Origin of the sequence: Bacteroides caecigallinarum, assembly GCF_021530995.1 — a bacterium.
GTDB classification, from domain to species: Bacteria; Bacteroidota; Bacteroidia; order Bacteroidales; family Bacteroidaceae; genus Phocaeicola; species Phocaeicola faecigallinarum.
The window spans coordinates 1-21,395 of record NZ_JADYTF010000059.1; the positions used below are offsets into that span (position 1 = coordinate 1).

The 21,395-nt window shown below is 39.2% G+C and carries 13 protein-coding genes; 8 read left to right on the top strand and 5 right to left on the bottom strand.

Annotated features, from left to right (window positions below; translation table 11 throughout):
- Positions 1–210: 210 nt before the first annotated feature.
- The 6 genes from I6E24_RS09200 to I6E24_RS09225 all read left to right on the top strand — a co-directional run bounded on the left by I6E24_RS09200 (position 211) and on the right by I6E24_RS09225 (position 12,691).
- Positions 211–819, top strand: coding sequence for a tetratricopeptide repeat protein (locus I6E24_RS09200; protein WP_235328111.1), 609 nt, complete (start codon positions 211–213; stop codon positions 817–819).
- A gap of 380 nt (positions 820–1,199) precedes the next feature.
- The gene (locus I6E24_RS09205; protein WP_235328133.1) at positions 1,200–4,397 is read left to right on the top strand and encodes a SusC/RagA family TonB-linked outer membrane protein; all 3,198 of its coding nucleotides are present in this window, start codon (positions 1,200–1,202) and stop codon (positions 4,395–4,397) included.
- Positions 4,398–4,410: 13 nt separating this feature from the next.
- Entirely contained in the window at positions 4,411–6,228 is a 1,818-nt protein-coding gene (locus tag I6E24_RS09210) for a RagB/SusD family nutrient uptake outer membrane protein (protein ID WP_235328113.1), read from the top strand.
- Positions 6,229–6,340: 112 nt separating this feature from the next.
- Positions 6,341–8,683: a glycoside hydrolase family 20 protein gene (locus tag I6E24_RS09215; RefSeq protein ID WP_235328115.1), complete on the top strand. Its 2,343-nt coding sequence runs from the start codon at positions 6,341–6,343 to the stop codon at positions 8,681–8,683.
- A gap of 308 nt (positions 8,684–8,991) precedes the next feature.
- Entirely contained in the window at positions 8,992–10,653 is a 1,662-nt protein-coding gene (locus tag I6E24_RS09220) for a putative transporter (RefSeq protein WP_235328117.1), read from the top strand.
- A gap of 46 nt (positions 10,654–10,699) precedes the next feature.
- Complete coding sequence (locus tag I6E24_RS09225; RefSeq protein WP_235328119.1) at positions 10,700–12,691, top strand: fructose-1,6-bisphosphatase; 1,992 nt, start codon at positions 10,700–10,702, stop codon at positions 12,689–12,691.
- An 87-nt stretch (positions 12,692–12,778) separates the two neighbouring features.
- On the opposite strand, the gene panD is transcribed toward I6E24_RS09225, so the two are convergent.
- The gene (panD, locus tag I6E24_RS09230; protein ID WP_235328121.1) at positions 12,779–13,129 is read right to left on the bottom strand and encodes an aspartate 1-decarboxylase; all 351 of its coding nucleotides are present in this window, start codon (positions 13,127–13,129) and stop codon (positions 12,779–12,781) included.
- 14 nt (positions 13,130–13,143) lie between these two features.
- Entirely contained in the window at positions 13,144–13,989 is an 846-nt protein-coding gene (gene panC, locus I6E24_RS09235; protein ID WP_235328123.1) for a pantoate--beta-alanine ligase, read from the bottom strand.
- Between the two features lie 287 nt (positions 13,990–14,276).
- On the opposite strand from panC, the gene I6E24_RS09240 reads away from it, so the two are divergent.
- A complete protein-coding gene (locus I6E24_RS09240; RefSeq protein WP_235328125.1) occupies positions 14,277–15,098 on the top strand; it encodes a glycogen/starch synthase in 822 nt (273 codons plus the stop codon).
- Positions 15,099–15,174: 76 nt separating this feature from the next.
- Positions 15,175–16,557 carry a DUF4270 domain-containing protein gene (locus tag I6E24_RS09245; protein WP_235328127.1) on the top strand — a complete coding sequence of 461 codons (1,383 nt, stop codon included), beginning with the start codon at positions 15,175–15,177 and terminating at the stop codon, positions 16,555–16,557.
- 173 nt (positions 16,558–16,730) lie between these two features.
- On the opposite strand, the gene I6E24_RS09250 is transcribed toward I6E24_RS09245, so the two are convergent.
- Genes I6E24_RS09250 through I6E24_RS09260 form a run of 3 tightly spaced genes read right to left on the bottom strand, consistent with a single transcriptional unit; the run spans position 16,731 to position 21,379 of the window.
- A complete protein-coding gene (locus tag I6E24_RS09250) occupies positions 16,731–18,131 on the bottom strand; it encodes a glycoside hydrolase family 57 protein (protein ID WP_235328129.1) in 1,401 nt (466 codons plus the stop codon).
- A 20-nt stretch (positions 18,132–18,151) separates the two neighbouring features.
- On the bottom strand, positions 18,152–19,420 hold the full coding sequence (locus tag I6E24_RS09255) for a glycosyltransferase family 4 protein (protein WP_235328131.1): 1,269 nt from the start codon (positions 19,418–19,420) through the stop codon (positions 18,152–18,154).
- 15 nt (positions 19,421–19,435) lie between these two features.
- Positions 19,436–21,379 carry a glycogen debranching enzyme N-terminal domain-containing protein gene (locus I6E24_RS09260; RefSeq protein ID WP_235328135.1) on the bottom strand — a complete coding sequence of 648 codons (1,944 nt, stop codon included), beginning with the start codon at positions 21,377–21,379 and terminating at the stop codon, positions 19,436–19,438.
- Positions 21,380–21,395 lie beyond the last annotated feature (16 nt).

Below are 21,395 nucleotides of genomic sequence, written 5' to 3' on the forward strand. Positions count from 1 at the left end.
ATTCATGGTTATAACAAGTTAAAATAAATTTTATTCTATAACAAAGCTATCACAAGATAGCAAAACAAGGTTTATATTCAGTCTTAGATTTATTTTGATGCGACAAAGATAAAAGTTTTTTATATCTTATCGCATTTTTTATCAGCTTTTCTTTGTCAATATAATAAAACTTTATAGTTTTGCATCCAAACTTTAAAATTTGAGAACAACATGAAAACCACTGGAAAAACTATTATCACATTATTAATTATAATATTCGCTTGCGGAACTTCATACGCAGAAAACATCAATCGTCCGGAATCAGACAACTACATCAATGGGGTGACAGCACTTAACAACGGAGATATAGAGACAGCCTATAATCTGCTTAATGCCGAAATAGAGAGTAATCCAGAGAATGGATATGCACATTGCTATATGTCGCTAATATGCAACGCATGCAACGATATGGTATTGGCTATGCAGGCTGTAAACTCAAGCCTGGAACTCATTCCAGAAAACGACAAAGAGTACCGTTCATTCGCTTATTATACAAGAAGCATTCTTTGGGGAAACCTCGGGAAATGGGATAATGCGATAAATGACATGAGCGAATCAATCAAACTGAATCCCAATGATGCCGAAAGTTTCAAGACAAGAGCCGAAATGTATGTAAACACAAAGCACTACGAAGAAGCTATTGAAGACGTGAACAGGGTTCTCAGTCTTGACAAAGATGCTGATGTTACCGACCTGATGATGAAGCTGATCCAATCTGTTCCTACAGAAGAACTTGCTGAGAAAGTGACAAACATCATGGGACTGATGTCGCTGAAATAAGAACAAAGCCGGTAGCGTTTGATAAGTGTCCGTTAGCCGTTCCGCTACTGGTAGCCATACAAACTTAAATATTCAAAAAAAACAAAAGTTTAACCAACTATAGTTAATTATTATAAATAAAATAGGAATATAAATTTCAATTATATATTTTGGGAAATATATAAAATGTGAAACATACGGGTAACTAACAGATTCATATACCCGAGATAAATACTTAAATTTAATTAATTGAGCCCAAAAGAGCTCGTAAATAGTATATTTGTTAATTTTAATAACCTGTTATGAAGAAATCAGAGTTTAAACTCTTGACAATGACCATGTTGTTGTCAGGTTTTTCGGGAGGTTACATCCATGCGGAAACTCATGCAGAAGCAGTCAGGATGTATATATCTCAGCAAGAAAATCAATGTAAAGGAATTGTTTTGGACGAGTCCGGTGAAACAATTATCGGTGCCTCTGTTGTGGTAAAGGGAACAACCAACGGAACCATTACCGGTTTGGACGGTGACTTTTCTATTTCAAATGTAAAAAACGGAGATGTCATTGTTATATCTTATGTTGGCTACAAGGATGTAGAAACAGTATGGAATGGAACTGACCTCAAGATTGTACTTAAAACCAACACTGAAGTATTGGATGAAGTGGTGGTTGTAGGTTATGGCGTACAGAAAAAGGTAAACCTTACGGGTGCCGTGTCTTCTGTTAAAGGTGACGCATTCGAGACACGTCCTGTAGTAGATGCAACACAAGGTCTGCAGGGTATGGTTCCCGGCTTGACAGTAAGTAATAGCGGTTCGGGAAGACCAGGAGCTACAGGAACATTGACACTGCGTGGCCAGGGAAACCTGTCAGGGAATGCCAATCCTTATGTTCTGGTTGATGGTGTGGAAATGGAACTTTCTGATGTAAACCCTAATGATATTGAAAGCATTTCTGTACTGAAGGACGCTGCCGCATGTTCTATCTACGGTGCACGTGCCGCATACGGAGTTATCCTCGTCACAACTAAAAAGGGACATGAAGGCAAGATGCGTGCCAATTACCAGGGAACTGTAGGCTGGAGTACACCTACCGTATTGCCTGATATGGTAAACTCACTGGATTTCGTGAAATTCTGGAATGACGGTGTAACTAATGCAGGAGCTGGAAACAGAGCTTATTCTGCAGAGAAAATAGCTCAGTTGGAGCAGTATATGAGAGATCCTTCAAGTCTTGACCCATGGGCAGAACTGAAACCGGGGCAATCACTCAACGCCGCATTCGAAAATTCTGAGCTGGGATTGGGTAATACCGATTATTTCGATTTACATTATAAGAATTTCGCTTTCAAGCAAAATCATAATTTAAGTTTCAGTGGCGGTAACAAGAAGGCACAATATTATATTTCTGCCGGATATTATAATGAAGACGGTATTTTGAAATATGCAGATATGGACTACTCGCGTTACACTATTAATGCCAACATTTCTTCGGAACTAACCAAATGGATGAAAGTAAAATTCAATGCAAAATATATGCATTCGGACAATAAAACACCATTCAATCAGGGTACAGTAAACGGTATACCTCTTGACGGTGGTTTATCTGAAGGATTCTATCACAGTTTGGCTCGTTTCCGTCCTACCGTTTCTCCTATAGACCCGAACGGACATTTCACTGAACTGTCTCTTGTTCCTTATTTGCAAAGCGGAACTTATACAGATACACAGAGAGACAGATTAAATATAACTACCGGTCTTGAATTCCAACCTGTGAAAAACTGGTTCATTTTCTTCGACTATACATACAAACAGAATAATATGGAGTATGAGGCACTGAATGTAGCTCCATTTATCTATGAACAGGACGGAGTAACAACGACCAAAGTAGCCCGTTCGGAACTAGGAGTCTCATCCGACGGTCAATTTACGCGTGCTTATGCTACTACAAGATACCAGAGCATAAATCTTTATACCAACTATATATTCTCACTGGCAGACAAACATAATTTTACTGTCATGGCCGGTTATCAGGAAGAGAACAATGATTATAGCTGGATGAAAAACTCAATCACCGGGTTATATTCCACTTCAAATCCAAATGTCGGCATGGGTACAGGAGACAAAGTTGTTGTAGATACACGTACCGGATGGGCAACACGAGGCTTCTTCGGACGTATCAACTATGACTACGATGGCAGATATCTGTTAGAGTTAAACGGACGATATGACGGTTCTTCGCGTTTTGCAAAAGACAGCCGCTGGGGTTTCTTCCCTTCTGTATCATTGGGATGGAACATTCATCGTGAAAGTTTCATGCAGAAAACTGAAGATTACCTGTCAAATCTCAAATTGAGACTTTCTTACGGATTGTTAGGAAATCAAGGTAATGCAGCCTTGTATACATTCGCATCGACAATGAGTATAAATAAGAATCTGGGACAATATATATTCAATGATGGTCGTCACATGTATACACTTCCACCTGCAGTAGTAAATCCTTATACGACATGGGAAAAGGTAGAAAGCAAGAATATCGGTCTTGACTTCGGATTCTTCGGAAACGCATTGACAGGTAGTGTGGATGTATTCCAGAGAGACACAAAGGATATGCTCGGACCCGGACGCGATTACCCTGACTTTTTTGGTGCATCTGCACCTCAGGAAAACAATGCGACTTTGCGTGACAGAGGATGGGAACTTTCACTGAATTACAGAGGTAAAATAGGAAAAGATATAGATTATAGCATTGGCGGTTCTATCTCTGATGCGGTAACAAAGGTTACATCATACTCTAACGAGTCAATGACAGACCCTAATGGCAGCTGGTATACAGGAAAAACATGGGGAGAAATCTGGGGTTACCGTACTGACGGATTGATTCAGACACCAGAAGAAGCTGATGCATACAATAAAGAATATGATTTGACTTATATCAGTGGAAAGCCTTGGGAACCGGGAGATGTTAAATACGTAGATCTAGACGGCAAAGTGGGCGAAGATGGCAGAAAGATTATAGACAGAGGTATTAATCAACTTTCAGATATGGGAGACATGACTGTAATCGGTAACAGAACTCCTAGATATCAGTATACAGTAAATGGTTCTATCAGCTGGAAGGGTCTAAGCTTGAGCATGATGTTTCAGGGAGTAGGCAAACGCGACTGGATGCCTAGCGGTGTATATTTCTGGGGATTCAGTTCATTCGCACAGGTTACAGTGTTTAAGGAACACATGGACTATTGGAGACCGGATAATACAGACGCATACTATCCGAAACCATATATCAACAGTGCCGGCGGAGTTGCACCATTCCAGAACAAGAACATTCAACCTACAGACCGCTATATACAGAACGCAGCATATTGTAGACTGAAAAACCTTACCTTGAGCTATACATTGCCTGATGCATGGGTGAAAAAAGCCTCATTGCAGAAAGTTCAGGTATTCTTCTCAGGAGAGAACCTGCTTACCTTCACAAAACTGCAGGGTATGTTTGACCCGGAAGCTATATTCACTTCAAACACATACACCGTCGAAGGTGGTAAGAACTATCCTATGAATAAGGTATTATCTGTAGGTTTGATTGTTAACTTATAATATTTTGATATATATGAAAAGAATAAATATACTTTTAGCTATGGCTTTTACCATAGGATTGTCCGGATGTTTCGATTTGGACAAGATGCCGGAAGGGGTACTTTCTACAGCAAACCCATTTCAGAGCGTTGGTGAAATAAGAAACTATGTAGACCGTTATTACGAAAGCGGTCTGATAGGACAAGGATTCATGGCCGGTGGCGGTGGCGGTATAGCAGGCCAGGACTATGACAGTGATAATATGACAGGCCCGGCTGCCAATACAAGATTGATGGGACAATCATCATTAAGTAATGCTGTTTCCATCTCGAACTATACATACGTAAGAGATATAAACTTCTTACTGAATAACATCGACAATTGTCCGGAAAAAGGAAGCAAAGAGTTCAACCAATTAAAAGGTGAAGCTCTTTATTTCCGCGGCTGGTATTATTATAGAATGCTTATCAATTACGGAGAACTTGCATGGGTTGACAAGCCTCTGGAACCAAATTTGGAAATAATGATGCTTCCACGTGAAAGCCGTACATTCATTGTAGACAAGATACTTGAAGATCTGGGTAATGCCAGAGACCTTATGGGAGAACAGAGCAATTCTTCTTCAATGAGACTCCATAAAGACGTGGCCCGTGCCTTGATTAGCGAGGTGGCTTTGTTTGAGGCTACATGGGAACGTTATCATTATGCCAAGGAAAAGGACAAATCGGAGAAGTTCTACGATTATACATTAAGCGAATCTGATTTAAATGCCAAAATAGAAAAGTACCTTGAAATGGCAATTACAGCATGTGAGGAAGTTGAAAACCGAGGAGTCTGGAAGATATATAACACAGGTGATGTCAGAAACGACTATCGCAAGTTGTTTGATACTCCAAATCTTTCGACAAATCCGGAAATATTGTGGTTTAAAATGTATGACGGAGACAAGGTTGGAAACAGTGTGACCAGATACCTTAACACAGGTGGTGGTAATATTGGTATATGTGCCTCTTTGGTTGATGATTACCTTTCAAAAGATGGAAGAGCACTATATGGTGAAGAATTGTTGAATTTGAAGAAGAACTATCCAGATGAACTGGATCCGGAAAACCGAGACCCAAGATTGGCTCAGACTGTGGCTTTCCCTGGGCAACGTATGAAACCTGAAAGAGATAGCAATCCATACATATTAGAGTGGCCGGCTTTAGCTGGAGATGGAACAGCTTTCGGAACAAATCTTACCGGATATGTAATGCTGAAACATGTTCAAATAGATTGTGAAGGAGACTATATAAGCGAATTCAAGGGAACTACTCCTGCAATACAATTCAGATATGCCGATGTTCTGTTGAATCATGCAGAGGCGTTGGCGGAACAGAATGGAGCTGCAAATGCCGCAGAAATTATCAGAGTGTTACAACCATTAAGAGAACGCGCCGGAATGCCTAGTGTAGATTTCGATAGAGAATACAATGATGACCCAAATTATCCTTTCTCTGGTTTGGATAAATATATACAGGCTGTCCGACGTGAGAGAAGAGTTGAGACTGCTTTAGAAGGAAAGCGTTTCAAGGATATTCTCCGTTGGGCTGCAGCTGAAGAACTCATCATAGGGAAACGCCCTATGGGTGCATTGTTTACGGGAAGTAATTTACCTGAACACTATGGTAATAATTTGAAAATTAACCTCTCAGGAAATGATGGAGACGCTCTCCGTTATATATTACCTGTACAACCGTCTTCAATGCCTCAGGGATGGCAGTTCAAACCTAATAGAGATTATCTGCAACCTATAAATGAAACAATGTTGGGAATAATGGATGGATTGTGGAAACAGAATCCAGGATGGTAATCGGTTTATAATATATCTCAACAAGGTTTTCCATATCAAATCTGGTATGGAAAACCTTCAATTATATATATTTTTCTTAAAAACCAAATCAGAAACTCCAATCGGAAATTATATGAGTAAAAGTAAAATCAAATCAATTGCATTATGCTCTATGCTAATGCTGGGGTTCTCTTCATGCTCGCAGAAAGAAACCATAACGGGTAATCTTAATGTTATCCCTTTGCCACAGGAAGTTATTGAAGCTCAGAACGGCTCATCATTCATCATCAATTCGTCAACCTCTATCTCATATCCTGAGGATAATGAGAAAATGAAAAGAAATGCCGAATTTCTTGCATCATACATAAAAAAACTGACAGGAGTAAAAGTAAAGCTAACTACTTCGGAAACCAAGAATTCTATTATCCTCAAAATAGACTCTTCTGTAGAACAAAATGAAGGGTATGAACTGACTGTAGATACAGACAATATTGTATTGAAAGGAAGTACCGAGGCCGGAGTTTTCTATGGCATACAGACTCTTCACAAAGCTATGCCAATAACAGACGGAAATGCTTTGGCCGCAATTCCGTGTGGAAAGGTTAAGGACTATCCAAGATTTGGATTCAGGGGATTCATGATTGATGTGGGAAGACATTATTTCACTACAGACTATCTGAAAGAGATAATCGATATGCTTGTTCTTCACAATATCAATTATTTCCATTGGCATCTCACTGAAGACCAGGGTTGGAGAATAGAGATAAAGAAATATCCTAAACTTACTGAGATAGGTTCAAAAAGAAAAGAGACAATAACAGCTCCTGGAAGTAAGGAATTCGACGGCAAACCTGTAAGCGGTTTCTATACTCAGGAAGAGGCAAAGGAAATTGTAGAATATGCTGCAGAAAGATACATTACTGTGATTCCTGAAATAGATATGCCAGGACACATGCTTGCTGCGCTGGCATCTTATCCGGAATTAGGATGTACCGGAGGCCCATACGAAGTGGCAACGAAGTTTGGCGTATTCGATGAAGTACTGTGTGGTGGCAATGAAAAGACACTGCAGTTTGCCAAAGATGTGGTGAACGAAATAATGGACATATTCCCTTCTCCTTATATCCATATAGGTGGAGATGAATGTCCGAAGAAATTTTGGAAAACTTGTCCAAAATGCCAGAGTAAGATAAAAGAACTTCTTTTGAAGGATACCAAACAACATACAAAGGAAAATCAGTTGCAGGCATGGTTTATGGGCGAAGTTGAGAAAGAAATTCAGGCAAGAGGAAGGAAAATGCTTGCATGGGATGAAATACTGGAAGGAAATCCGGCAAAAAGCACTACTGTAATGGCATGGACAGGCCCTAAAGCAAGAATTAAATCTGTCGAGCAGGGACATAATACCATTGCATGTCCTATATCTCATCTGTATTTCAGCAATCCAGGGTATAATCGTCTGAAAGGTGTAAGCAGCGTAGCAAGAGTATATAACTTCGAGCCTGTTCCTGAAGAAGTAACCGAAGAGCAGAAAGGGAAATTGATTGGAGCACAAGGTTGTATATGGACAGAATGGACAAAAGACAGTGTTAAAATGGAATGGCAGATGATGCCTCGTATAGCAGCACTTTCGGAAATCCAGTGGACATTGCCAGAAAAGAAGAACCTGGACAGTTTCCTGAAACGTCTTGGTCATCAGATCGAAATCTATGGAGTTTACGGTTATAACTACAAAAAAGACATTGATGATGTAAACATTGAGATTAAATCAAAAGAAGATGGAACAGCGGAAGTAAGCTTCTCCACATTCGATAATGCAGATGTGTATTACACCATAGACAATTCCAAACCTTGCAAAACTTCTTTAAAATACAATGAACCGTTCTATATAGATAAGGATTGTTCTATTAAAGCGATTGCCGTAAGAAAGAGTTTTACAGATACTGATGAAACAAACGACAGGATAAGTGATGTGTCTGAAGAAAATATCAAATATAATTCAGTAACAATGCGTCCTATTACCCTCAACACTTCACCAGCACAGAACTATACATATAAAGGTAAATCCATTCTTAATGACGGTTTGTATGGTGACGGTAATTACAGATCCGGACGTTATCTGGGATTTTACGGAGAGGATGTAGACGTGACAATAGACCTTCAGGCTGAAAAAGAAATTTCATCGGCATTCATAAGTACTTATCTCGTTCCCGGCGACTATATTTTCGGACTCAAAGGAATAGATATTTATACTTCGATGGATGGTAATAATTTCAACAAAGTCGTTTCTAAGGATTTTCCAGTTTTGGAAAAAGGAAGCAAGAACAATGTAGCCAAAGAATATTCGGTAGATTTCGATAAGGTTAAAACAAGATTTGTACGTATCGTTGGAAAATCTACAGCAGTTCTCCCAAAATGGCACGGAGGTGCAGGAAAAACTTGTTTCTTGTTTGTAGATGAATTGGGTATAAGGTAATTTCTTTTTGAAAAGCAATAGTAAAAATCGAGTTGTCCGGAAATTCCTGACAACTCGATTTTTATGTATCGGAGAATGTCTGCCTTTCCTATGTATTAAGCAACTCAATAGGCTAAATAATCTATCATGATTTAAACAGTATTTAAATAGTATTCAAACACTGTTTAAATTTCATTTAGGCGAATAAAATTTTAATCACCATAAAAGCCAACTGACCAGCTGCCGAGGCAAGCAAGTCGAAATAGATTTCATAAAAATAAAATAACATAATATAAACAAACCTCAAAAAAAGTGTGTAAATTTGCGGCATGGAATGGTTTACAGATTTATTTTTTGAGCATTCAGCCTTACAGGCTGTCATTATATTGTCACTTATTACAGCTATAGGATTAGGATTCGGGAAGCTTCATCTGTTCGGAGTTTCGCTCGGAGTGACATTCGTTTTCTTTATCGGCATCCTTGCAGGACATCTGGGTTTTTCCATTGACCCGCAAATGCTTATCTATGCCGAAAGTTTCGGACTCGTTTTATTTGTATATTCACTGGGACTACAGGTAGGTCCGGGTTTCTTCAGTTCCTTCCATAAAGGTGGCTACAAGCTGAACATGCTGGGACTAGGCGTAATACTTATAGGTACAGCTATGGCTGTGATAATAAGCAAGACAGCCTCAATACCACTGTCGGACATGGCAGGTATCCTGTGTGGAGCAACAACAAACACTCCTGCACTTGGTGCTGCACAGCAGACCCTGAAGCAACTGGGAGAGCCTACAAGTGGAGCTGCACTGAGCTGTGCCATTACTTATCCCTTGGGAGTGGTAGGTGTAATTCTGGCAATAGTCGTACTGAAGAAAATCATAGTCAGACCCAAGGACATGGAATGTCACGACCATGACGATACCAATCATACGTACATTGCAACATTTCAGGTTCACAATCCTGCCATATTCAACAAAAGTATTCAGGACATAGCGAAACTGAGCTATCCGAAGTTCGTTATCTCACGACTATGGAGAGACGGAAACGTAAGCATTCCTACATCAGAGAAAATTCTGAAAGAAAACGACAGAATACTGGTCATCACTACAGAAAAGGATGCCCCTACCCTGACTATTCTTTTCGGCGAACAGGAAAACAGGGACTGGAACAAGGAAGATATAGACTGGAACGCTATAGACAGCCAGCTGGTTTCGAAACATGTAGTAATTTCACGCCCTGAAATAAACGGAAAGAAACTGGGTAGCCTGAGACTGAGAAACTCATACGGTATAAACATCAGCCGTGTGACACGAAGCGGAGTGCAGCTACTGGCTACACCCGGACTTGTGTTGCAATTGGGCGACAGGCTGACAGTCGTTGGTGAAGCTGCTGCAATACAAAACGTAGAAAAGGTTCTGGGTAACACTGTGAAAACCCTGAAAGACCCGAACATGGCTTCAATCTTCATCGGTATAGTGCTCGGACTTATCATAGGAGCAATTCCTATAAGTCTGCCCGGAATAAGCTCACCGGTCAAATTGGGCCTTGCAGGTGGTCCTATAATAATAGGTATACTGATAGGTGCATACGGACCACGGCTTCACCTTGTGACATATACTACACGGAGTGCCAATCTCATGCTTAGAGGTATCGGACTTTCATTATATCTGGCATGTCTGGGACTTGATGCCGGAACACATTTTTTCGAGACAGTAATGCGTCCCGAAGGTGCGCTATGGATAGGTATAGGATTTGCCATCACTTTCATTCCTGTAGTGATAATGGCAATAGTGGCACTGAGAGTGTTCAATCTTGATTTCGGAAGTACGTGCGGAATGCTATGCGGAAGCATGGCAAATCCTATGGCTCTGAACTATGCCAACGACATAATTCCAAATGACAACCCTGCCGTAAGCTATGCCACAGTGTATCCTTTGGGAATGTTTACAAGGGTGATTATGATACAAATAATATTAATGCTGTTTTTATAGATAGAATAGATAGAAATAAACCAATCATAATATAAATCTAAAAGCCATGACAGTAACAAACAAGGCAAAAATAGAGGAAATCAAAAACGATTTAAGGTATTTGGAACTGCTTTCACAAAGTTTCCCTACAATAGCAGCCGCAAGTACTGAAATTATAAACCTCGAAGCTATACTTAATCTACCTAAGGGTACAGAACACTTTCTGGCAGACTTACATGGAGAATACGAAGCATTCAATCATGTACTGAGAAATGCGTCAGGAGCAATCAAAAGAAAGGTAAACGAAATTTTCGGAAACACACTGAGGGAAACAGAAAAGAAAGAGCTGTGTACTCTTATATATTATCCAGAACAGAAATTGATTAGGGTAAAAGAAGTTGAAGAGGACATGAACGACTGGTATGTGATAACACTTAACCAACTGGTAAGTGTATGCCAGAACGTATCATCAAAATACACACGCTCTAAAGTCAGAAAAGCATTGCCTGAAGAATTCTCGTACATTATACAGGAACTGCTTCACGAAAGCAGCACAACACAGAACAAACAGGCATATATCAATGTAATTATAAGTACAATAATAGAAACAGACAGGGCAGATGATTTCATCATAGCTATGTGTAATCTTATACAAAGGCTAACAATAGATTCATTACATATACTTGGAGACATATTCGACAGAGGGCCAGGTCCGCACATCATAATGGACACTCTGTGTGACTACCACAATTTTGATATTCAGTGGGGAAATCACGATATATTATGGATGGGAGCCGCTACAGGAAACAAATGCAGTATAGCCAACGTTCTGCGTCTTGCCATGAGATATGGCAACCTGCCTGCACTGGAAGACGGTTACGGTATCAACCTGCTTCCGTTGGCAACATTTGCTATGGAAGCATACGCCAATGACCCATGCACACAGTTCTACCCTAAAGAATACGACGCTCAATATAGCGACAAGACTCTAAGGATGATAGCCCAAATGCATAAGGCTATCTGTATAATCCAGTTCAAGCTTGAAGCTGAAATAATCAAACGCAGACCGGAATTCGAGATGGAAGACAGAATGCTTCTTCATCATATAGACTTCGAAAAGAAGGTACTGAGACTGGGTGATAAAGAGTATGAGATGAAAGACTGCCTTATGCCTACAGTAAATCCGAAAGATCCATACAGACTTACTGAAGAAGAGGCTGACGTAGTGAACAAGCTTTACGATTCATTCACTAGAAGCGAAAAATTGCGTAAGCACATGAAATGCTTGTTCAGATACGGATGTATGTACAATGTATGCAATTCAAATCTGCTTTTCCACGCATCCATGCCATTAAACGAAGACGGAAGTCTGAAAGAGGTAAGTATAGGCGACAGAAAATACAAAGGCAAAGAACTTCTAAATAAAGTGGGACAACTCATTCGCACTGCATATTTTGCAGATGATGACAACGAAGAAAAAGATTTTGCTTTAGACTATGTGTGGTATTTGTGGTGCGGTAAGGATTCACCAGCCTTTGATAAGAGCAAGATGGCTACATTCGAAAGATATTTCCTTACTGATAAAGAAACACATAAGGAAATAAAAGGACATTATTATTCAAAAAGGAATGACGAAACCGTGTGCGACATGATTCTTGACGAATTCAATGTTAAGGGCGAACATCGTCATATCATAAACGGACATGTACCTGTGAAAGCCGTCCAGGGGGAAAAACCTATAAAGGCCAATGGGAAACTGATGGTGATAGACGGAGGATTCTCCAAGGCATACCAACCAGAAACTGGTATTGCCGGATATACACTGGTATATCATTCCAGGGGATTCCAGCTTGTACAGCATGAACCATTCACATCTACCCAGACTGCAATTGAAGAAGGTAAGGATATCAAATCAACTACTCAGATAGTTGAACTCAGTACACAGCGTATGATGGTAAAGGATACCGATAAAGGTGTAGAACTGAAAATACAGATAGAAGACCTGAAGAAATTGCTGATTGCTTACAGAACAGGTATACTTAAAGAAAAGGCAATCTGATAATTGAGCTTGATAACAAAATAAAGAGAATGCGCTTTGACAATTCTATTTCGATGTCAAAGCGCATTCTCTTTATATAAGCGAAGTTTACACAAGCTTATTGGTGCATGTATCAGGGAAAATCACCGAAGGCTTAAAAGTCTTGGCTTCCTCAAAATCCATAAGAGCGTATGAGATTATTATCACAATATCTCCTACCTGTACCTTGCGAGCAGCCGCACCATTAAGACAAATACATCCTGAACCGCGCTCACCGGGAATTATATAAGTCTCGAATCTTTCACCGTTGTTATTGTCAACGATATGCACCTTCTCTCCTGGAATCATGTTTGCAGCATCCAGCAAATCCTGATCTATAGTAATGCTTCCAACATAATTAAGGTTAGACTGAGTAACTGTGACACGGTGTATCTTAGACTTCAAAACTTCTATCATCATAACTATTTATAGGTTTATTCTTTATATTTAATATTATCAATCAATCTTACGTCGCCACAGAACACTGTGATACATCCTACGATATAATTGCTATCATCCCAATCAGCAACTGGCTGAAGTGAATTACCGTCTACAACTTCAAAATATTCCAACTGCAATCCTTCGGCACCGGCAATACAGTTTTCTACGTACTGCTTAGTTTCTGTCAAAGTATGTTCTTTTGCAAAATCAAGACTGCTGAAAAGTGTTTTTGAAATCTGCAAAGCCTGTACTCGCTGTTCTTCAGAAAGACGCGCATTCCTGCTACTCAAAGCCAAGCCATCAGCCTCACGGACGATAGGACATCCTATAATCTGAAGATTGAAAGGGTATTTGCGAACCATCTCGCGAATAATAGCAAGCTGCTGGAAATCTTTCTCGCCAAAATATGCCCTGTCAGGTTCAACAATTAAAAAAAGCTTGCTCACAATCTGACACACTCCATTGAAGTGTCCAGGACGATACTTTCCCTCCATAACAGTGTCAAGTGGAGCATAGCTGAACTGACGGGTATCTGGCTCGGGATAAATTTCTTCTACAGAAGGAGCAAATACAAATGCTGCACCATGTTTCTCCAACAAAGCACAGTCTGCTTCAAGTGTTCTCGGATATTTCAACAAATCGTTTTTGTCATTAAACTGTGTAGGATTGACAAAATCGCTGACCACTACCACATCATTCTCCTTTACTGCACGTTTGACCAAAGAAGCATGACCGTCGTGCAAAGCACCCATGGTAGGAACCAAACCTATCGACTTTCCTTGTTTACGAACTGCCTGCAATTCATTGCGCAGTTCACTGGTTGTCTGAATTAACTTCATTTCTTTTTATAGTTTATACTATTCTATATTAAGTCTATACACAGAGCTATTATATAGTTCCTGAAATCGGGTGCAAAGTAAACCAATATTTACCACATAATGAAAGATAAACACAAAAAAGTGCAGTATTTATCATTGAACAATGCATAAAATGCAGATAAAACATATCATAAACATCAAAACTCCAAGCTAATTAACATACTATAAGGATTTATTTGAAACAGCATTTTTAAATGTACCCTTTTTTTTGTACCTTTGCAAAACATTTTTGAGCATAAAATAATAACATGAGCGCTAAGAAAGTTTTATTCATTACACAAGAAATTACTCCTTACGTACCTGAAAGCGAACTTTCGCTTATCGGGCAAAATCTTCCACAGGCAATTCAGGACAAAGGTCGTGAGATACGAACATTTATGCCTAAGTGGGGTATCATAAACGAACGCAGAAATCAGTTGCACGAAGTAATCCGCCTGTCTGGAATGAACTTGATAATAGACGATACAGACCATCCGCTAATCATAAAAGTGGCATCTGTACAGGCTGCACGCAGACAGATATACTTCATTGATAATGATGATTATTTCCAGCACAGACTGATGACTACTGATGAGAATGGAAATGAATATGAAGATAATGGAGAAAGAGCAATATTCTATGCTAGAGGTGTACTGGAAACAGTAAAGAAACTGCGCTGGTGTCCGGATGTCATACACTGCCATGGCTGGATGAGTGCGGTAGTACCTTTGTATATCAAGAAAGCGTATTACGACGAACCTTCATTCCGAGACTCAAAAGTGATATTCTCTATCTATGATGATGGATTCAAATCTAATTTTGTGGATAATTTTAATGAACAACTGATGTTCAAAGAAATAACTTCCGACGATTTGAATATGATAAAGAATCCAGTATCATACAACGAATTGTGCAAGCTTGCAATTGCATATTCCGATGGAGTTATACAAAATGGCGAAAACGTAGATCCTGAGCTGTTGGATTATGCCAGAAGCTTGAATAAACCGGTTGTTGAATGCCAACAGGGATTCGAAGCTTACGCTGATGCATGCAACTCATTGTATGACAAGGTTCTGGAAGGAAATGAATGAATGAATTAATCCATAATGAATCAATGTAGGATAATAACTACATTGATTTATTTTTATAACCAATATATTATATAGTATGAAATTCAAGTTATTGGCTGTATTATCTGTTACAGCGGCACTCTATAGTTGCGATGACTCCACAACAGGAATAGGAGACTTCGTTTCAAACATTGACAAAATTGAAGCTTTCTCCGACACATACAATGTTACGTCAAAAACATACAGACTTGACAAAGTATACTCACGTACAAACAGAGCATACCTTGGTAAATATACTGACTCTGATTTCGGTCAATATTCGGCTGATTTCATAACTCAGATAAATTGCCCTGAAAATTTTGAACTGCCAGAGCATCTGGAGGAAATAACAGGAGCGTCACTTGAATTATACTACACTGATTTTTATGGTGATTCACTGGCTACACTTACGGTCCAGGTAGACACCCTTAACAAAATTATAGATGATAGCGATACGGGCCTTTATTACACGTCGTATGACCCTAAACTATATTACGATGAGAATAAAGCCCCATTGGCTACAAAATCTTATGCCGCTGTAGACTTGTCAGTAAGCGACTCGTTAAGAAACACTAGTACATACTATCCTAATATAAGTATTGATTTAGGAAAAGACTTCGGTAAGCATATTGAAAATTTATACAGGTCAAAGCCAGAATACTTTAAAGACGCATATTCATTTATAAACAATGTCTTAAAGGGATTCTATGTACACACCACTAATGGAGATGGCTCTGTGGTTTATATTAAGGATATATGGTTAAGACTTAATATTGATTATCTTGTAGAGAGGGAATCAACAGGTGAAATAGACTCTGTTGCTCATGGAAATTCTGTACTTGCAGCCAGCAAAGAGATCCTTATGTCTACAAGACTTGAAAACTCCGACAAGCTTGATGAGCTGGTGAATGAAAAAGGTCATACCTATCTGAAGACACCGGCAGGACTTTGTACAGAAATAGAATTACCTGTAGACGAAATTTATAGTACTCACCAAAATGATACACTTAACTCTGTTACCCTATCAATAAAGAAATACAGATATGCAGGGTATGAAAGTTCTGTCAATTACCCTATGGGAATACCTCAAAATGTATTGATGGTAAGAAAAGGCGATATGGAAACTTTCTTCGAACAGAACAAGACATATGACAACAAGACTTCATTTCTTGGAACATATAACAGCAGTACTAATTCATACACATTCTCTAAACTTAATCGTCTAATAAGCAATATATTCAGCGAAATAAGAGCTGGAGAAAATGATACTGAGGACAGAAATAAAGTCATGCTAATTCCTGTAACTACTGAAACGGATACAGAAGGAAATATAATAGGTGTTTCGCATGATATGGAAATCAATGCTGCCAGACTATTTGGTGGTGAAGACAGTGAAGAGGAACTTAAAATCGAGATTATATACACAAATCCAACAAAATAATCACTAAAAATAAGCTTAACAGAAAACATGTGATATCGGACTTACAGTCTGTGTCACATGTTTTTTTATACTTATGTCAAAGACAAAATATAAATGCACATTAATAATTAAGGCTACCACCCTTATATCCTTTGGGAAGTAGCCTTAAAAATATCATTCAATGTATTACAGCGTTATTCTGAGGCTGTTGTTTTCTTAGCCGATGACTTGGTAGTCTTTTTAGTTGTTGTTGAAGTAGCTTTCTTCGCAGCCGGTTTCTCTGTTTTTGCCAATTTCTTTTCTGCATCTGCAAGCTTCTTCTGCAACTTAATCACTTCATCATTCAACTGAACCAATTCCGCACCCTGGTTCTTAATAGTTGTAAGCAAAGAGCCCAATTCTTCATTATCCATATCAACAGGATATAGCGAGTTTACGCGATTAATAAAATCACCAAGAATATTCATATAGTTAGTGAAAGCATCAAAAGGTGAATCATAGATTCCACGGTTAAATGAAACGCCACTATCCTTTGTTGTCATAAAGCGGAAATTATTGCTAGCCTGCAGATAATCCCAATCCTGTTTGATTCTCTTATCCTGACACAGATATACTCTTTCAGCAACACTGTAAAGCTTGTTGAAAGCCTCACGCTGCATTACGTTACCCAACCATGGGCTGATATCTCTTTCCTCGTCAGTCCATGACATAGGATATGGAACATCCATGCCATCTACAGATTTCAGTTTTGTCACGATTTCTGTAGGAGTAGAGAAAGTTATACCTTTCTGTTTAGCACAGATAGGAAGAGCTTTTATAAAGTCAAGGATATTTGAAGACAATGGCTGGAAATATCCAAGAGCAGACAATTCCATGAAGATATTTATAACCTGTTCGCTTTCCGGCATAGAATCAATCCAACCGATATATTTATCAGCAAACAAAGGATATTCGCTCCAATCGCTGTTAGAGAAACGAAGGCTTATATCATCAGAAAGCTTGAAATCTCTCATCAAAAGCTTCAAGTTAGGATTTTCTACGCAATGATATAGATAATGAGGGCTCTTCCATCCTAGTACATGTTTAGCACCCTCAATAAGCATACCTTTAAAGCCCATATTGGCTACCATGCCACCAATCTCATTATTGTAAATCAAGCTTGAATTACGGAATACCTTTGGTTCCTGACCGAAATAATCCTTGATTTTCTTGCGCATACGACCTACCTCTTCTCTGAAGCAATCCTCATTAGCCAATGAAGACAGTCCGTGTGAATAAGGTTCGCACAAGAATTCACAACATCCTGTATTATTTAATTCATGCAACAATTCTATAACAGACGGTGCATAGATTTCCAATTGCTCAAGAGCAACACCTGAAATGGAAAGGGCAACCTTAAATGCTCCCTCATTTTCTTTTGCCATCTGAATAAGGGTATTCAATGCCGGAATATAAGAACGTTCAGCAATTTCGTTAATACCCTGTTCGTTGGCAAAATCATCATAATAATAATGATCTGAGCCTATTTCAAAGAAACGGTAACGTTTCAAATGTATTATTTGATGAATCTCAAAATATAAACAGATTGTTTTCATATCAACTTAAGACTAATATTTTACTTATTATAATTTCTCAGAACATCTTCGTACAAAGAACGAACTTTCAGACCTACTTTTTCCCAAGTTATTCCGTCAACTTCGGTCTTTCCTTCTTTCTGAAGATACTCAAACAGCGATTGATTTGTACAAATTGAATATATGGCATCTGCCATGGCATGAATATCCCAATAGTCTGTCTTAATAACTTTACTCAGGATTTCACCACAACCAGACTGTTTGGAAATAATAGAAGGTGTTCCGCACTGCATAGCTTCCAATGGAGCAATACCGAAAGGTTCGGAAACAGAAGGCATGACAAAGACATCACTGTTCTTATAAACCTCATATACCTGTTTACCTTTCATAAATCCAGGGAAATGGAAACGGTCAGCAATACCTCGTTCAGCAACCAGATTAATCATGGCATTCAGCATATCACCAGAACCAGCCATTACGAAACGGATGTTACGTGTACGTTTCAACACCATAGCTGCTGCTTCAACAAAATATTCCGGTCCCTTCTGCATTGTGATACGTCCAAGGAAGGTAACTATCTTTTCTTTTGAATGATCCGGACGTGGTATATTCTCATATTCCTGCGACAATGGGTAAACAGCATTATGTACGGCAAATACCTTTCTAGGATCCTGATGATACTCGTTAATTACCGTACGACGAGTCAGCTCGGATACACACATGATACAGTCGGCATAATCCATACCGTTCTTTTCAATAGAATAAACTGTAGGATTAACTTTTCCACGGGAACGGTCGAAATCTGTAGCATGCACATGAATACAGAGAGGCTTTCCACTAACCATTTTCGCATGAACACCAGCAGGATAAGTCAACCAGTCGTGAGCATGAATAATATCGAACTGCTGCTGTCTAGCAACAACACCCGCAATAATTGAGAAATTATTGATTTCATCATGCAGATTTCCAGGATATCCGCCCGCGAACTCCATACATCCCAGATCGTTGACATTCATATATGAGAAATCAGCATATATCTTATCGCGGTAAGCATAATATTCCTCTGGCGACATTTTTGCATTCAGACGAGACTTCAGATAATCATAATCCACATCACGCCATACTATAGGCACTTGATTCATGCCAACTATTTTCAGGAATCCTTCCTCATCTCCTGTCGGTTTAGGCATACAAAACACAGTTTCAACATCGCCTTGTAAACTCAGTCCCTTGGTTATACCATAGGAAGCGACAGCAAGACCGCCGTATATTTTTGGAGGAAATTCCCAACCAAACATTAAAACTTTCATAAAACTCCTCCTTCTTTATTGATTCTCAAATTTATCCAACAAATATAAGCCACGAAGAATTTCCGCAACGTTCATTGCAAACGATACAGCTCCCCTACCTTTAAAAGGCGGATTACCGTCAAACAGCTCAGGAAGTGTTCCCAGACAGTGACAAGTCATTTCGTCCTCATAGTTAACAAATTGTCTCCACAAGAAAGAGATAGCGCTTCTCTTATAGATTTTCAGGTAAGCTTCCATGTAGAAACCTTCAAGCCAAGGCCACGCAGTACCCTGATGATATGCATAGTCTCTCTGCATCTGAGGTCCTACATAGTTTGGATTGTAGCCTCCACTTTTCGGACTCAAAGAACGAAGTCCCTTAGGAGTAAGCAGTTCCTTGGTAACAATATCAATTACTCCCTTCTTCTGTTTGGCATCAAGTGGAGAGTAATCAAATGCTGCCGCGAAAATCATATTAGGACGGACGCTCCAGTCCATCATGTCGCCATCTACGAAATCCAACAGATAGCCGTATTCATTCAAGAATGTTTCAACAAATGATTTTCCGGTTTTCTCAGACAAAGATTTCAAACGAGAAGAGAATTCATTGTCACCTACTTCGTCCATTATATCTGCAGTGAAACACAATGCGTTATACCAAAGAGAATTGAATTCTACTATATATCCGGTTCTTCCGACAACCGGACGACCATTCACTGTTGAATTCATCCATGTAATAGCGTTATCTCTACCGTTGGCATATACCAATCCGTTGTCTCTCACTTCAAGATTTGGATGTCTGCCATCGAGCAAATATGTCATGATGTCTTTCAACAATACAAGATACTTCTCTTTAGCAGCGTCTCTTGAAACCATTTTCGCATATTGCTGTATAGTCCAAACAGCCCAAAGAAGAACATCAGGATGATAAATCTCATAAACTTTCAATGTAGATTTCTCGCCATTCATAAATGCATAGATTGCTTTTATGGCTGTCTCCATTATCATCTCAAACTTTGAGACTTCTCCAACAGACAAAGTTAGACCTGGTAACGAAACAAACATATCTCTTGCACGACATTTAAACCAAGGATAACCGGCCAATATATACGACTCACCATCCTGTTTATTCAAGAATTGGTGAGCAGCATTGATAAGACAGTTCTTGAAATCCTTTCGTGGAGTTCTCTGTTCAGCTTCATCTGCAAACAACTGATTCAGTTTGGAAGTATCTACAGAAGAAATACCACCTGAGAATGTAACACATTCGCCCTTACTGATTTTAAATTCAAAATAGCCCGGAACATAAAGATCTTCATTAAAATCATACCCACGTTCCTGTTCTTTAGGATATTCTATACCTCTGTACCAATCCGGAATGAAGTGAAATTCGTTTTCCTTACTGAACTGCATATACAATTCAGGATAGCCAGGATACATGCGTGTCTTGATTCCATTATCTATCACATCATAGTCTCTGCTGGCCTGAGAGTTCTCGTGTGTATATTCTCTGACACTTCTGAAAGCCAAATAAGGACGTAGCCTCAATATCGTTTCAGAATGAGCGTCAACCAGAGTATACCTTATAAGAATACGGTTCTCGTGATGTACGAAAACCTTTTCTTTCTTCAAGACTACTCCACCTACACGATACCATGTTGTAGGAACTTTCTCACATTCATATTCACGGATATATTTATGACCGCGCGGACTAAAATTGTCTCCATGATATTTATGAAGCCCTAAATTAAATTCTGCTCCATGCTGTATTACGGTCTCATCCATTGCTGAAAGCAAGACATGATTCTCATCATCCAATTCAGGAACCGGAATGACTAATAATCCATGATACTTGCGTGTGTTACAGTCTACAATAGTAGAGCAATGGTAAGCCCCGGAACGATTCGTACGGAGGATCTCACGCGGCAAAGATTCCTCCAGATTCGTCATAAGAGTTTTATCAAAACGTAAATAACTCATAGATGTTATATTAAGG